At 71.2% G+C, this 14,725-nt stretch carries 15 protein-coding genes; 6 read left to right on the forward strand and 9 right to left on the reverse strand.

Going from position 1 to position 14,725, the window contains the following annotated elements; translation table 11 throughout:
• Positions 1 to 117 precede the first annotated feature (117 nt).
• Positions 118 to 537, forward strand: a complete 420-nt coding sequence (locus tag EWH70_RS29565) for a hypothetical protein (RefSeq protein ID WP_130478834.1) — start codon at positions 118 to 120, stop codon at positions 535 to 537.
• A gap of 7 nt (positions 538 to 544) precedes the next feature.
• Here the strand turns inward: EWH70_RS29565 and EWH70_RS36530 are convergent, their stop codons facing one another.
• Both EWH70_RS36530 and EWH70_RS29570 read right to left on the reverse strand, forming a co-directional pair.
• On the reverse strand, positions 545 to 670 hold the full coding sequence (locus EWH70_RS36530) for an MFS transporter small subunit (protein WP_276320586.1): 126 nt from the start codon (positions 668 to 670) through the stop codon (positions 545 to 547).
• Positions 667 to 2,028 carry an L-lactate MFS transporter gene (locus EWH70_RS29570; protein ID WP_130478872.1) on the reverse strand — a complete coding sequence of 454 codons (1,362 nt, stop codon included), beginning with the start codon at positions 2,026 to 2,028 and terminating at the stop codon, positions 667 to 669. The genes EWH70_RS36530 and EWH70_RS29570 overlap by 4 nt, the downstream gene beginning before the upstream one ends.
• A gap of 99 nt (positions 2,029 to 2,127) precedes the next feature.
• Between EWH70_RS29570 and fdhD the strand changes: the two genes are divergently transcribed.
• Both fdhD and EWH70_RS29580 read left to right on the forward strand, forming a co-directional pair.
• A complete protein-coding gene (fdhD, locus tag EWH70_RS29575) occupies positions 2,128 to 2,979 on the forward strand; it encodes a formate dehydrogenase accessory sulfurtransferase FdhD (protein WP_130478835.1) in 852 nt (283 codons plus the stop codon).
• Between the two features lie 69 nt (positions 2,980 to 3,048).
• Positions 3,049 to 3,720, forward strand: a complete 672-nt coding sequence (locus EWH70_RS29580) for a TetR/AcrR family transcriptional regulator (RefSeq protein ID WP_130478836.1) — start codon at positions 3,049 to 3,051, stop codon at positions 3,718 to 3,720.
• Here the strand turns inward: EWH70_RS29580 and EWH70_RS29585 are convergent.
• The 6 genes from EWH70_RS29585 to tig form a co-directional block, all read right to left on the reverse strand.
• On the reverse strand, positions 3,705 to 4,643 hold the full coding sequence (locus EWH70_RS29585) for an anti-sigma factor RsbA family regulatory protein (RefSeq protein ID WP_420809105.1): 939 nt from the start codon (positions 4,641 to 4,643) through the stop codon (positions 3,705 to 3,707). The two genes, EWH70_RS29580 and EWH70_RS29585, sit on opposite strands and share 16 nt — an antisense overlap.
• 52 nt (positions 4,644 to 4,695) lie before the next feature.
• A complete protein-coding gene (locus EWH70_RS29590) occupies positions 4,696 to 5,043 on the reverse strand; it encodes a hypothetical protein (protein WP_205669308.1) in 348 nt (115 codons plus the stop codon).
• Positions 5,024 to 6,319 (reverse strand): ATP-dependent Clp protease ATP-binding subunit ClpX, encoded by a 1,296-nt coding sequence (clpX, locus tag EWH70_RS29595; protein WP_130478838.1) that lies wholly within the window; start codon positions 6,317 to 6,319, stop codon positions 5,024 to 5,026. Before clpX ends, EWH70_RS29590 begins: the two co-directional genes overlap by 20 nt.
• Before the next feature lie 163 nt (positions 6,320 to 6,482).
• Positions 6,483 to 7,112, reverse strand: a complete 630-nt coding sequence (locus tag EWH70_RS29600; protein ID WP_130478839.1) for an ATP-dependent Clp protease proteolytic subunit — start codon at positions 7,110 to 7,112, stop codon at positions 6,483 to 6,485.
• Positions 7,113 to 7,137: 25 nt separating this feature from the next.
• Positions 7,138 to 7,740 (reverse strand): ClpP family protease, encoded by a 603-nt coding sequence (locus EWH70_RS29605; protein WP_130478840.1) that lies wholly within the window; start codon positions 7,738 to 7,740, stop codon positions 7,138 to 7,140.
• A 149-nt stretch (positions 7,741 to 7,889) separates the two neighbouring features.
• Entirely contained in the window at positions 7,890 to 9,269 is a 1,380-nt protein-coding gene (tig, locus tag EWH70_RS29610) for a trigger factor (RefSeq protein ID WP_130478841.1), read from the reverse strand.
• Positions 9,270 to 9,442: 173 nt separating this feature from the next.
• Between tig and EWH70_RS29615 the strand changes: the two genes are divergently transcribed.
• The 3 genes from EWH70_RS29615 (at position 9,443) to EWH70_RS29625 (ending at position 13,749) form a co-directional block, all read left to right on the forward strand.
• A complete protein-coding gene (locus tag EWH70_RS29615) occupies positions 9,443 to 10,606 on the forward strand; it encodes a hypothetical protein (protein ID WP_130478842.1) in 1,164 nt (387 codons plus the stop codon).
• A gap of 32 nt (positions 10,607 to 10,638) precedes the next feature.
• Positions 10,639 to 12,000 carry an FAD-binding protein gene (locus EWH70_RS29620; RefSeq protein ID WP_130478843.1) on the forward strand — a complete coding sequence of 454 codons (1,362 nt, stop codon included), beginning with the start codon at positions 10,639 to 10,641 and terminating at the stop codon, positions 11,998 to 12,000.
• A gap of 903 nt (positions 12,001 to 12,903) precedes the next feature.
• A complete protein-coding gene (locus EWH70_RS29625; RefSeq protein ID WP_130478844.1) occupies positions 12,904 to 13,749 on the forward strand; it encodes an SMP-30/gluconolactonase/LRE family protein in 846 nt (281 codons plus the stop codon).
• Positions 13,750 to 13,753: 4 nt separating this feature from the next.
• Here EWH70_RS29625 and EWH70_RS29630 read toward each other — a convergent pair whose 3' ends face one another.
• On the reverse strand, positions 13,754 to 14,701 hold the full coding sequence (locus tag EWH70_RS29630) for a helix-turn-helix transcriptional regulator (protein ID WP_130478845.1): 948 nt from the start codon (positions 14,699 to 14,701) through the stop codon (positions 13,754 to 13,756).
• Positions 14,702 to 14,725: the final 24 nt, after the last annotated feature.

Raw genomic sequence — 14,725 nt, forward strand, 5'->3', positions numbered from 1 at the left:
TTTCGGGTCGCTAAGGAGTTTGCAAGAACCGATACTGTTGCCGGTAGTCTTCCGGTTACCGACCGCCTCCGGGCGCCGGTGACCTCAAACGGGCCACGACGCGGGAGGGTTCTGGCGATGACAGCCCAGTTCCAGCATGAACCGGCGCCGCCGTCGGGTCCGGTCAAGCCCCGTCCCCGCAGCATGTGGGACATCGAACGCGGCCCGGCGGAACGACAGCAGGAACAGACCCGGGTGCAGCGTGACCGCGCCATGGACGACAAGTGGTTCGCTCAGTACCAGCATCTGGACCGGGCCCGCAGCGACGCCTACGAGGCCGTCACCCTGTGCCAGCCGGGGCAGCGGCTCAACGAGTGGGCCACGCTGTCCTCCCGCTGGCGTGCCCTCGTCGAGTTCTGGACGCAGGTACGCGACGACTCCGCGACCACGTACCTGATGCGCGTGGCCGCGGAGCAGGCCCGCAAGCACGCGGCGCAGCGCGCCGACGTCGCCGCCCGCAACGCGGTCAACGAACGCGACCCCGCCGCGGAGCACTAGGACACTCCTAGCCGCCGAACAGCTGCGCCACCTTCAGCACCAGCTGGTACACGCCGTACAGGAACGGCACGCCGACCCACACCCAGGCCAGCAGGAGCAGACCGGTGCGGCGGTTCGGCTTCGTCTCAGTCACGCCGACGCCTCCTCCTTCGTCTGCCGGCTCTCGCCGGGCTCGTGGTACTTCGGGTCGACCGGCCGGACCAGCTCGTTGGCGACGAACCCGAGCACCAGCAGGCCGATCATGATGTACAGCGACGTCGAATACAGCGCCGGACCCTGCCTGCCCGCCGCCGTCCCGGCGTCGGCGATGGCGTTGACGATCAGCGGCCCCAGCACGCCCGCCGTGGACCACGCGGTGAGCAGCCTGCCGTGGATGGCGCCGACCTCGTAGGTGCCGAACAGATCCTTCAGGTACGCCGGCACGGTGGCGAACCCGCCGCCGTAGAACGACAGGATCACCAGTGCGCAAATCACGAACACCAGCTTCGAACTGTTGGTGGTCAACGCGATCACCAGGTACATCAGCGCGCCGACACCGAGGTAGAGCCGGTAGATGTTGCGGCGGCCCACCAGGTCCGATGTGGACGACCAGACGAACCGGCCCAGCATGTTCGTCAGCGACAGCAGGGCGACGAACCCGGCGGCGGCCGCGGCGCCGACCGGCGTGGCGGTCTCCCGGAAGAAGTCACTGATCATCGGCGAGGCCTTCTCCAGGATGCCGATGCCCGCGGTGACGTTGAAGCAGAGAATGATCCACAGCAGCCAGAACTGCGGTGTGCGGATGGCGTTGCGGGCCGAGACGTTGGCGGTGGTGATCATCCGGTTGCCGTTGGGTTTCGGCGGCTTCCACCCGGCGGGCTTCCAGTCGTCGGCAGGCACCCGCACCAGCAGCACGCCCAGCGTCATGAACACCGCGTAGACCACGCCGTGCACGGCGAACGTGGTGGCGATGCCGCCGGTGGTGACGCCGAACGCCTCCAGCATCTCGTTCGACCACGGTGACGCGATCAGGGCACCGCCGCCGAACCCCATGATGGCGATGCCGGTCGCCATGCCCGGCCGGTCGGGGAACCACTTGATCAGTGTCGATACCGGCGAGATGTAGCCGATGCCCAGCCCGACACCGCCGACCAGGCCGTAGCCGAGCACGACCAGCCAGAACTGCTCGGTCGCCACGCCCAGCGCGGAGATGAAGAAGCCGGTGGAGAAACAGGTCATCGACACGAACATCGCCCAGCGCGGGCCGTTGCGCTCCACCAGCGTGCCGCCGAACGCGGCGGACAGGCCCAGCATGACGATGGCGAGCTGGAACGGCAGCGCGCTCTGCCACCCGGCCAGCCCGAGCGTCTTCTCCAGCGGCGGTTTGAACACGCTCCACGCGTAGGCCTGCCCGATCGACAGGTGGACCGACAGGGCCGCGGGAGGAATCAGCCAGCGGCTCCAGCCGGGCGGCGCGACGGTGCGGGAACGAGCGAGGAAGCCGACGGCCATCGTGGGCGCCTTACGTACGCTGGACATGGTCAACAGGACATTAGGCCCGAGGTGGCGTTCGCGCAGCTGTCGATGTGCGGCGTTCGCAGGAGGTGAGAAATGGGTCGGATCACTGTGCGCCGCCCGGTTCGGACGATCACCGTGAACGCGGACGGACCGGACACCACCCGCCGCCGGCCGGACGCGCTGGCCGTCGAGGAGCCGATGGAACTGCGGGTCGGCGCCGCCCCGCTGACCGTCACCATGCGCACGCCCGGCCACGACGTAGAGCTGGCCCACGGGTTCCTGCTGTCCGAGGGTGTCATCGGCGCGCCGTCCGACGTGCACTCGGCCCGCTACTGCGACGGTGTGGACGACGAGGGCCGCAACACCTACAACGTGCTGGACATCACCCTGGCCGACGGCGTCCCACCCCCCGAGACGGGCGTGGAGCGCAACTTCTACACCACCTCCTCCTGCGGCGTGTGCGGCAAGGCGGCGCTGGACGCGGTGAAGCTGTCCACCCGGTTCGGCACCCGCGACTCGGCGTTCGCCGTCACCCCGGCCGTGCTGGCTGCCCTGCCCGACCGGCTGCGGGCCCGCCAGCGGGTCTTCGAGAGCACCGGCGGGCTGCACGCGGCGGCGCTGTTCGACGAGCGGGGCGAGCTGCTGGTGGTCCGCGAGGACGTCGGCAGGCACAACGCCGTCGACAAGGTGCTGGGGTGGGCGCTGCTCAACGGCCACGTGCCGCTGGCAGGCGCCGGGCTGCTGGTGTCCGGCCGGGCGTCGTTCGAACTGGTGCAGAAGGCCGCCATGGCGGGGATCCCGCTGCTCGCCGCGGTGTCCGCGCCGTCGTCGCTGGCGGTGGAGCTGGCCGCCGAGCACGACATCACGCTGGTCGGGTTCCTGCGCGGCGCCAGCATGAACGTCTACACCGGCGAGCGGGTCCAGGTGCTGGCACCCGCGCGGTAGGCGCCTTCACGGCATACTCGCGGCGGGTCCGGGCCATCGGACGTGACCTTCGGTCGTCATACTGAGGGTATGAGCACGGACAGCGACACGACCCCGCGGCGGCGGCTGGTCGAGGCCGCGGTCCGGCTGCTCGCCGACGGCGGACCGGAAACCGTGCAGGCACGCAGGCTCGCCGCCGAGATCGGCGCCTCCACGATGGCGGTCTACACGCACTTCGGCGGCATGGGCGCGCTGGTGGAGGCCGTGCGCGAGGAGGGTTTCCGCCGCATCGCCGACGCCGTGACGGCGGCGCCGGTGACCGGCGACCCCGTCGCCGACCTGCTGCGCACCGACCTCGCCTACCAGGACGTCGCCAGGGACAACCCGAACCTGTACGCGGTCACCTTCGGCCAGGCCGTCCTCGGCGGGCGCCGGATCACCACCCGTGAGCGGGTGCATCCGGTCGACACCCCCTCGGCCGAGGGGCAACGCGCGTTCGGCGTGCTGATGTCCGGCGTCGAACGGGCCGTCGCGGCGGGCAGGCTGCGTGCCGGGAGCACATCGGGAATCGCCGGGCAACTGTGGAGCTCGCTGCACGGCTACCTGAGCCTGGAGCTCACCGGCTACCTCGGCCCGCGGGAGACGGCCGTGCGCGGCGTCTTCCTGCCGCTGCACCGCACGCTGATGGTCGGCCTCGGCGACACACCGGAAGCCGTTGCCCGGTCCCACGCCGCCGTCGTCGGGGATCAGGGCGCGAACTGACGCCGCAGGTAGACCCGCACGACGTTGTCACCGGGAGCGGTCCGGGTCCGCACCAGATCGGCCAGCCAGTGCACCATCAGCAGGCCCCGGCCGCCCGGGTTGGTCGCCGGCACCGGCACGCGGCCGGCCAGCGGATCGGTCATCGTGCCTGCGTCGGTCACCTCGCAGGCCACCAGATCGCCGTCGGCCCACATGCGCAGCCGCCCCCGCCCGCCACCGTGGCGCACGCTGTTGGTGCACAGCTCGTCAGCGATCAGCTGCAGATCAGCCCCGCGGTCGACCGACAGGCCCAGCTCCCCACCCACCGCCGCCGCGGCCCGCCGGGTGGTCACCAGGCCGTCCTCGCCGAAGCCGGTGTCCAGCACGACCGGCCCTCCCGGCTCGGCCAGCGGCCCGTTGTGGCCGGCGACGACGGCGTCCGGCGCGTAGCGGTCGCTGCCCCACCGGCGGCCCCCGGCGGTCAGCTCGGGATGGGTGGCGGCGGACTCGGCAATCCACTCCCTGGGCAGGCCGGCGGTGTCGTAGAGACACAGGATCGCGGCGGGCAGGCCGGCGAAGGCGGTGTTGACCAGGGCTTCGTGCTGCGCGCACGCCGGGTACTCCAGGTCCGTCCGGCCGGGCCATACCGTTTCGTCGACGATCCGGACCGGGCCGGGGTTGGCGTCGGCGAAGGCCAGCAGCACCTCGGGCAGGATGCGGCCGGGGTTGGCGCCCACCTCCGCCAGGTCGATCCAGGTCACCGCCTCGGCGGACCGTTCCAGCGCCGTCCGGAGCAGCTTCAGCCTGCTCCCGGGCACGGCGACCGCCACCGGCGTCCCGGCATCGAGCCCGTCCAGTACGAACGGCACCGCGCCCGCCACGTAGTCGCGGTCGTCCGCGTACAGCAGGGCCCGGTGCTCGAACCTGGAGGGAACTGGTGCCACGGTTGCCATGTCCGCGGCGAGATACCCGCGGCGCTCCGCCGGTAAACCGGGCCTACCAGGCCATCTCGTCCAGCAGCTTGGCGACCCCGGACATGGCCCAGAACCCCGAACCGCCCGCGAGGACGAGCAGCACCGACCAGCCCAGCACCGGCCGGGGGCCGCCCGCCCGGTGCAGCCGCCACAGGGCGAGGCCCGCGATCACGAACAGCGGAAGGGGCAGCAGCGGCAGCGCCGACCCGCGGGTCAGCACCGCGACGAGGGACAGCACCGTGAACAGGCCCAGCAGGATCGCGGCCCAGCGGTGCAGCCGCGGATTGGCCAGGTACGCCGGTGTGGCGAAGCGCTCGGCCAGCTCCAGCAGCCCGGACGGCGCGTCCGGCTCAGGCCGACTTCTCGCCACGTTCGCTGCGCTGCCTGCGCGACGGCTGCCGCGACACGATCGTCGGGTTCACGTTCTCCCGCACCGTCTGCTCGGTGATGACCACCTTGGCGACGTCGTCGCGGCTGGGGATGTCGTACATCACCGGCTGGAGGACCTCCTCCATGATGGCCCGCAGGCCACGGGCGCCGGTGCCACGCAGCATGGCCTGGTCGGCGATCGCCTCCAGTGCCGTCTTGGTGAACTCCAGCTCGACGTTGTCCATCTCGAAGAGCTTCTTGTACTGCTTCACCAGGGCGTTGCGTGGCTTGGTGAGGATCGACACCAGGGACGGCTTGTCCAGGTTGGTGACGCTGGCGACCACCGGAAGCCGGCCGATGAACTCCGGGATCAGGCCGAACTTGATCAGGTCCTCCGGCATGGTGTCGGAGAAGATGTCGCTGTTGTCGATCTCGGCCTTGGTGCGGATCTCGGCACCGAAGCCCAGGCCGCGCTTGCCGACCCGCTCGTTGATGATCTTCTCCAGGCCCGCGAACGCACCGGCCACGATGAACAGCACGTTCGTCGTGTCGATCTGGATGAACTCCTGGTGCGGGTGCTTGCGGCCACCCTGCGGCGGTACCGAGGCCGTGGTGCCCTCGAGGATCTTCAGCAGGGCCTGCTGGACGCCCTCGCCGGACACGTCGCGGGTGATCGACGGGTTCTCCGACTTGCGGGCGATCTTGTCGACCTCGTCGATGTAGATGATGCCGGTCTCGGCCCGCTTGACGTCGTAGTCGGCGGCCTGGATCAGCTTGAGCAGGATGTTCTCGACGTCCTCGCCGACGTAGCCCGCCTCGGTGAGCGCGGTGGCGTCGGCGATGGCGAACGGGACATTGAGCAGTTTCGCGAGGGTCTGGGCGAGGTAGGTCTTGCCGCAGCCGGTGGGCCCGAGCATCAGGATGTTGGACTTGGCCAGCTCGACCGGCTCGTCCTTGGAGTCCTTCGGGCCGGTCTTGTCGTCGGCCTGGATGCGCTTGTAGTGGTTGTAGACCGCCACCGCCAGCGTCCGCTTGGCCTCGTCCTGGCCGATGATGTACTGCTCGAGGAAGTCCCGGATGTCAGCCGGTTTGGGCAGCTCGTCGAGCTTGACGTCGCCGGCCTCGGCCAGCTCCTCCTCGATGATCTCGTTGCACAGGTCGATGCACTCGTCGCAGATGTACACGCCTGGCCCGGCGATGAGCTTCTTCACCTGCTTCTGGCTCTTCCCGCAGAAAGAACACTTCAACAGGTCCCCGCCGTCGCCGATCCGTGCCATGACCGTTGACCTCGTCCCCTCCGGCGCGCGATGCGCACCTGACTTGCCTGGGCTGCTCCCGTCGCAGCGGGAACCTTACGCATTGCCACTGACGGTACCCGCCCGACGCGCCCAGCTCTATCTTTTGATTGGTCCGCGTTCACGCGTCGGGCGGATCCGGAGGTCAGTTCTCCGCGGAGGCCTTGCGGTAGGGCAGCACCTGGTCGATGATGCCGTACTCCTTGGCCTGCTCGGCGGTGAGGATCTTGTCGCGCTCGACGTCGCGGCGGACCTCCTCCTCCGGCTTGCCGGTGTGCTTGGCCAGCGTGGACTCCATCAGGCGCCGGACCCGCTGGATCTCGGCGGCCTGGATCTGCAGGTCGGAGACCTGCCCGTAGGTGCCCTCGGTGGCCGGCTGGTGGATCAGCACCCGCGAGTTCGGCAGCGAGAACCGCTTGCCCGGGGTACCGGCCGCCAGCAGCACGGCGGCGGCCGACGCGGCCTGGCCGATGCACATCGTGACAATGTCCGGACGGACGTACTGCATGGTGTCGTAGATCGCCATCAGCGCGGTGAACGAGCCACCGGGCGAGTTGATGTAGATCGTGATGTCGCGGTCCGGGTCCTCGTGCTCGAGGTGCAGCAGCTGGACCATGACGTCGTTGGCGGAGGCGTCGTCCACCTGCACGCCGAGCATGATCTGCCGCTCTTCGTACAGCTTGTTGTACGGGTTGGACTCCTTGACGCCGTAGCTGGTGCGCTCGACGTAGGACGGCAGCACGTACCGGGACTGCGGAAGGTGAAGGTTGCTCATGGAGATCTCCTCTGGATACGCCCGGTCAGCTGTTCGGCAGCCGCGTCTCGCGGGTCAGGACGTGGTCGACGAAGCCGTAGTCCTTGGCCTCCGACGCGGTGAACCAGCGGTCACGGTCGGCGTCCTCGGTGATCTGCTCCACCGTCTGGCCGGTCTGCTCGGCGGTGATGGTGGCCATCTCCAGCTTCCACTTGCCGAACACCTCGGCCTGGATGGCGATGTCGGAGGCGGTACCACCGACACCGGCCGACGGCTGGTGCATCATGATCCGCGCGTGCGGCAGCGCGAAGCGCTTGCCAGGGGTCCCGGAGGAGAGCAGGAACTGACCCATCGACGCGGCCATGCCCATGGCGTAGGTCTGCACGTCGGGGTCGATCAGCTGCATGGTGTCGTAGATGGCGAACCCGGAGGTGACCGAGCCGCCGGGCGAGTTGATGTAGAAGCGGATGTCGGTCTCGGAGTCCTCGGCCGACAGCAGCAGCAGCTGCGCGGTGATCCGGTTGGCGACCTCGTCGTTCACCTCGGAACCGAGCACGACGATGCGCTCCTGGAGCAGCCGCTCGTACACCGAGTCGGTGAGGTTGAGCCCCGCGGTGGAGGTCCGCGCCTCGGGGATGTGCTTGGTCACGTCTGCCTGCCTTTTCGCCGCTGTGGGCCCCTGAGCAGGGGCTCCACTGTGGACTGGTAGTTCAAACAAGATCTGCTACCGACCCTAACGAACTCGGGCGGTGCCGAATGCCGCGCACCGCCCGAGTTCGCTCAGAGCGTCAATCAACGTCACTGACCTGCGGGAGCGTCCGCCTTCTCAGTGACCTGCGTCTCGGCCGAGTCGTCTTCCTCGTTGCCGAACAGCTCGGTGAGGTCGACGGCCTGGCCTGCCGAGTCGGTGACGGCGGCCTTGCGGACCACACCGGCCAGCGCCTTGCCCCGGCGCACGTCGGCGAAGATCGCGCCGAGCTGGCCGGACTGCTGGGCCCGCTGGACGTACTCGTCGGGGCTCACGCCGAACCGCTGCGCCTGGTAGATGATGCGCTCGGTCAGCTCGGCGTCGTTGACCTCGACGTTCTCCTTCTCGGCGATGGTGTCCAACAGCAGCTGGGTCCGCACCGACTTCTCCGCCTCGGTCCGCGACTCCGCCTCGAACTCCTCCAGCGTCCGGCCCTGCTCCTCCAGCGACTTCGCGAAGGCGTCCTCGTCGTGGTCGAACGGGTGGATGGCGTCGTGCTTGCGGTTCTCCAGCTCGGCCTCGAGGACCTTCTCCGGAATCGGCACCTCGGTGCCCTCCAGCAGGTGGTCCAGCACCTTGTCGCGAGCCTGGACGCCCTGCTGCATGGTCTTCATCCGGCGCAGCCGGGTCCGCAGGTCCTCCTTCAGCTCGTCCAGCGTGTCGAACTCGCTGGCCAGCTGGGCGAACTCGTCGTCGGCCTCGGGCAGCTCGCGCACCTTGACCGACTGCACGGTCACCGAGACCTCGGCGTCCTTGCCGGCGTGCTCACCGGCGACCAGCTTCGTGGTGAACGTCTTGGTCTCGCCCGCGTTCGCGCCGATGATGGCCTCGTCGATGCCGTCGACGAGCTGGCCGGAGCCGATCTCGTAGGACAGCCCGGTGGTGGCCGCGTCGGGCACGTCCTCGCCGTCGACGGTGGCCGACAGGTCGATGGAGACGAAGTCGCCGTTCTCGGCGGGACGCTCCACGCCGGCCAGCGTGCCGAAGCGGGCCCGCAGGTTCTCCAGCTCGGTGTCGACCTCGGCCTCGTCCAGCTCGACGTCGTCCACGGTCACCTCGATGCCCTCGAGGTCGGGAAGCTCGATGTCCGGGCGCACGTCCACCTCGGCGGTGAACTCCAGGACGTCGCGGTCCTCGAGCTTGGTCACCTCGAAGTCGGGCTGGCCCAGGGTGCGGACCTCACCGGCGCGCACGGCCTCCATGTACTTGGCCGGGATGGCCTCGTTGACCACCTCGTCGAGCACCGGAGCACGGCCGATCCGGCTCTCCAGGACCCGGGCGGGCACCTTGCCCGGCCGGAAGCCGGGGATGCGCACCTGCTGCGCGATCTTGCGGTAGGCGCGGTCGAAGTTCGGTTTGAGCTCGTCGAACGGCACCTCGACATTGATCTTCACGCGCGTCGGGCTGAGCTGCTCGACGGTGCTCTTCAACGTTGTCTCCTCGAGCGATGACTGGATGTGTACGGATGGCCGGATGACAGGCCGAGTCCCGAGTCTAAGCCAGTCTTCTCGCAGCTCGGGGGCCACCCCGTCTCACCCCGTTTACAAGCCGGTCGGCGTTGTCTAGGTTCGCAGGGCCACTCGCCCGATCGCGGAGACCGCCGATGGCCGTTGTCGATGCTCGTCCCCTGCTCGGCGGCCACCGCCGGCCGGTGGCGCGGACGCTTCCGCCCGCGGTTCCCGCGCTCGCCGCGGCCGTGCCGCTGTGGGCGTGTGCCACCTGGCTCGTGCTCGCCGGAGCGCCGGCCTGGCTCACCCTGCCCGCGCACGTGCTGGCCGCCCTGCTGCTGCACGTGGTGGTCCAGGAGGCCGCCCACCACGCGGTGAGCAGGCGGACGTGGGTCAACGAACTGGCCGGCCGGGTGGCCGCACCGCTGCACTGCGTCCAGGCGGCGTTCCCGTTGCTGAAGCACGTCCACCTGCGCAGGCACCGCGGCGGCGACGATCCGCTGGCCGACCCCGGCCGGTGGACCGCGACCGGCCCGCGCTGGCTGCTGCCGCTGCGCTGGCTGACCGTCGACCTGTGGATGGGCGTGCACTACCTGCGCCGGGCCGGGCGCAGGCCGCTGGCCGAGTCCGGTGAGGGGACGCTGGTGTTCGCGCTGGTGCTGGCCGGCAGCGGGCTGGCGGTGGTGTCCGGCTTCGGCGCCGAGCTGGCGCTGGCCGTGCTGCTGCCGCAGCGGATCGCGCTGGCGGTGCTGGCCTCGGGCAGTCCCCGGGCGCTGTCCCCGGCGGGCTGCCGCTTCTACCGCACCCCGGAGAGCGCGGCGTTCGGGCCGTGGCGCCGCTACGCCGTGGTGGCCGCGGGCGCGGGCATCGTGCCGGTGCTGCCCGCGCTGGAGCGGATGCTGGCCGGCGGCTGCCGGATCACGCTGCTCAACGCCAACACCTCGGGCGCCACCGCGCCGCTGGCCGGGCGGCTGTCCGAGCTTGCCCTGCGGCACGACGGCAGGCTGCGGGTCCTGCACTACCGCAGCGACGAGCAGGACCCCGACCTGCACGCCCACCAGAGGGCGCGGCCGGCCGACGTGTTCGGCGCGGCCGTCGGCCTGCGGGACACGCCGGTCGAGCGGTACCTGCCGGGCAGGCTGACGGCGGGGCGGCTGGCGACGTTGCTGGCCGGGCGGCTGCACCCGGCGAAGGTCGACGCCTGGCTGGTGTGCGCTCCGCCCGGGCTGGCGGCGACGGTGCGCGCGGTGCTCGTCGAGCGCGGAGTGGCGGCTGGCACGATCCATGGGGACGCAGAACAGTTCGCCCGCGGCCGGTGAGCGCACCCCGGCCCAGACCGAGGACGGCCCGTTTGACCCGACCGACATTCGATCCAGCCGAGCTGCCGCCCGTCGCGGGCACCGTCAGCACCGCGGAGGCCGACCTGGCGCTGGCCGCCAGGGACTGGGGTGGCCTGGTGTCGCTGCGCCCCCGCGTGGTGGTGCGCCCGCGGACGACCGCCGACGTGGCCGCGGTCGTCGGATTCGCCGCGGGCCGGTCGATCCCGGTGGCGGTGCGCGGTGCCGGGCACTCGGCGTACGGGCAGGCGCAGACGCCGGGCGGGATCGTGCTGGACCTCACCGGGCTGGACACCGTGCACGAGGTGACCGCGGGCGGTGCCGTGGTGGGGGCGGGTGCCCGCTGGCGGCAGGTGCTGGAGGCGACGCTGGGTTACGGGCTGGCCCCGGCGGTGCTGGCCGACTACCTGGAGCTGACCGTGGGCGGGACGCTGGCCGTCGGGGGGCTGGGCGGCGCCAGCCACCGGCACGGCGCGCAGACCGACCTGGTGACCGAACTGGAGGTGGTCACCGGGACCGGTGAGGTGCTGACCTGCTCGGCGCGGGAGAACGCCGGGCTGTTCGACGCCATGCGGGCCGGGCTGGGCCACTGCGGGGTGATCACCGGGGCGAGCGTCGCGCTGCGGACGGCACACCGCCGGGTCCGCCGGTGGACGCTGTACTACGACACCCTGCCGCGGCTGCTGGAGGACCAGCGGCTGGCCGTCGGCGAGGAACGGTTCGACCACGTACAGGGCCAGCTGGAGCTGGAGGCCGACGGCCAGTGGGCCTGGCGGCTGGACGTGGCGGGCTACTTCTCGCCGCCCTGGGAACCGGACGCGGACACCCTGCTGGACGGCCTGGGCTTCGACCCCGAGCGCACCGTCGTCGAGGACTTCGGCTACCTGGACTTCCTCGGGCGGATGGCCGAGGGCGAGGCGCTGCTGCGGGAGGAGGGCAGCTGGTTCCACCCGCACCCGTGGCTCAACGTGCTGCTGCCCGACGAGGCGGTGCAGGAGGTCGTGTCGGAGACCGTCGCCGAGACCGGCAGGGCGGAACTCGGCGCCGCCGGCCTGGTCCTGCTGTACCCGGTGCCCGCCGCACGGCTGACCACCCCGCTGCTGCGGCGGCCCGACGGCGAGCTGGTGTGGCTGTTCGCGCTGCTGCGCACCGGCTCACCGGACGACCCGCGGCACAACGCCAGGCTGCTGGACCTCAACCGCACGGCCTACGAACGCGCGCTCGCCGCGGGCGGGTTCACCTATCCGATCAACGCGCTGCCGATGACCGGCGCCGACTGGCGGGAGCACTACGGCGACGCGTGGGACACCGTCGCCGAGGCGAAGTCCCGCTGGGACCCGAAGAACGTCCTGGGCGGGACGCTGCGGCTCACCTGAGCCCCCCGCCGGCCAAGCAAGGCACGTGAAGGCCCCCTTCATTACGTCTCACGTCAGGGCCCCGGCAAAGGCGTGGGCAGCGACGGCCTGGGGCCGTCGGCAGGGGCGCTGTGGTTGCGTCTCGCGCAAGTACGGTGCCGTTGCTGGCGGCGCGGTGCCGGGGGCGTTGTCTCGTTCGTGGCGACGGGTGGGGTGGGTGCGCTGGCCGGTGCCGGTGTGACAGGTGCGCCCGCGTGACGGGTTCGCCCCCGGTACGTGAAGGCCACCTTCACCACGCCTGGCGACAGGAACTCGGCCTTCACGCGATCCCAGGCGTCCCGCTGGCATCGCAGGCCACGGCAGCCCCACCAGCCACACCCGTAAGACAGCAAGGGAGCTTTACTACCCTTCTTCGCCAGTAAAACTCCCTTGCTCACGCCCGGCGCCCGACTTCGCCGGGACCCTGACGTGAGACGTGGTGAAGGTGGCCTTCACGAGCTTTACCCAGGCCTGTTGTCTCCTGATCTGGAACCGACGTGCCGGACAGTGGGACCAGGTGGGCGGGAACGTGCAACTCGCGGGTCCGGAACGGACGACTCGCGCCCCAGAACGTACGACTCGCGCGTGAGAACGTACGACTCGCGCGTACGGGCCGTTCACGCGGGCGACCGGCGCCACGTGAGAACCGGCGTCCACATCGTGAGTTCTGCGCTCACGCACGCGAGTTCTGCGTTCCGGACCGCGAGTTCTGCGCTCGAGCCGCCGACCTTGCCCTGCCGTACCCGGACTTTGCCGGGGCCCTGACCTCTGACGTAGTGAAGGTGGCCTTCACGTGCTTTCGCGGCCATCTTCACCGCAAGTCGGGGTGTCGATCCGGCGGGGTGCCGTTCGTGTAGGGACCACACACGAGACGAGGAGGCACCGATGCCCGAGCCGAAGGTCCTGCTGCGCGGTCTGGGAATTCCCGAGTCACCCCGCTGGCACGAGGGCAGGCTGTGGTTCTGCAACTGGATCGGCCAGCAGGTCGTGGCGCTGACGCCCGACGGCCACGCCGAGTTCATCCCCGTGGACCCCGGCCGGCTGATGGGCTGGTCCATCGACTGGCTGCCCGGCGGCAGCCTGCTGGTCACCGGCGACGCGCTGCGGCGCCGGGAACCCGGCGGCTCGCTGGTCACCCACGCCCGGCAGGGAGCGAACGAGATCGTCGTGGACGGCCGCGGCCACATCTACCTCAACGGCGCCGACTTCGACTTCGCCGGCGGCGAGGCACCCAAGCCCGGCTACATCAAGCTGGTCACCCCGGACGGCGGCGTGCGCGAGGTCGCAGGTGACATCCAGTTCCCCAACGGCATGGTCGTCACGCCGGACGACCGGACGCTGATCGTCGCCGAGTCGTTCGCCGGCCGGCTCACCGCGTTCGACATCGAGCCCGACGGCGGGCTGTCCGGCCGGCGGGTGTTCGCCGACGGCCTCGGCCCGGACGGCATCTGCCTCGACGCCGAGGGCGCGGTCTGGACCTCCACCGGCGGCAACTCCGTCGTCCGCGTCGCCGAGGGCGGCGAGGTGCTGCAGCGGGTCGAGACCGGCGAGAACCGCGCGCCGTTCGCGCTGATGCTCGGCGGCGCGGACCGGCGCACGCTGTTCATCCTGACCGCCGAGTGGCGGGCCACCGACGGCATCACCGACAACCTCGGCAGGCTGACCGGCGGGCCGCGCACCGGGGAGGTGCTGGCGCTGCCCGTGTCCGTGCCGGGGGCGGGCCGGCCCTGACCGGTCAGCCTGCCAGCGCGTCGAGCCGGCGGGCGAGGCGGGCCGCGGCCTCCCGCAGACCCGGCGGCTCCAGTACCTCGGCCTCGACGCCGAGGCTGGCGATGTGCAGGGCGAGCCAGTCCAGCTCGACGCCGCCGACGACGAGCAGGCACCACCCGTCCCGGTCCTCCTCGACGCGGCCCACCTGCGGCGGCACCCGCTGCCGTATCTCGTCGGCCGGGGCCCGCAGCCGCACCCTGGCCCGGTGCCGGTACGGCGCCTCGGTCACCGAGCGCTGGACGTAGGCGACGGGGTCGGGGTGGTCCCGTGGCCGGAACCGCCAGGTCGTCGCCCGCACCTCGCGCATGCGGTCCAGCCGGAAGGTGCGCCAGTCGTCGCGGTCGAGGTCGAACGCCATCAGGTACCAGCGGCGGCCGGTGGCGACCAGGCGCACCGGCTCGGCCGTGCGCTCGCTCTCGCCGCCGTCGGCGCGCGCGTAGCCGAACCGCACCCGCACGGCGTCGCGGCAGGCACGCGCGAGCGTCACCAGCACCTCGGCGTCGATCTCGACCCCGGGGCCGACGAGCGTGTCGGTGGCGCCGTGGACGGCCCGCACCTCCGCACGCAGCCGCGGCGGCATCACCTGGTCCAGCTTCGCCAGTGCCCGCACCGCCGCCTCACCGGCCCCGGCGACCGTCCCGCCCGACGCCATCCGCAGCGACACGGCGGTCGCGATGGCCTCCTCGTCGTCGAACAGCAGCGGCGGCAGCCGGGTGCCGGCGCCGAGCTGGTAGCCGCCGCCGACGCCGGCCGTCGCCTGCACCGGGTAGCCCAGGGCACGCAGGCGCTCGACGTCGCGGCGCACCGAGCGGTCGGTGACCCCCAGCTCGGCGGCCAGCTCGACCGCGGTCCAGGACGGCCGCCGCTGCAGCAGCGCGAGCAGCCGCAGCACCCGTTCGACACTCACCGGCACATCGTGGCACGAAATCGCGGACCG

Source organism: Amycolatopsis suaedae (assembly GCF_004214935.1).
Classification (GTDB): Bacteria; Actinomycetota; Actinomycetes; order Mycobacteriales; family Pseudonocardiaceae; genus Amycolatopsis; species Amycolatopsis suaedae.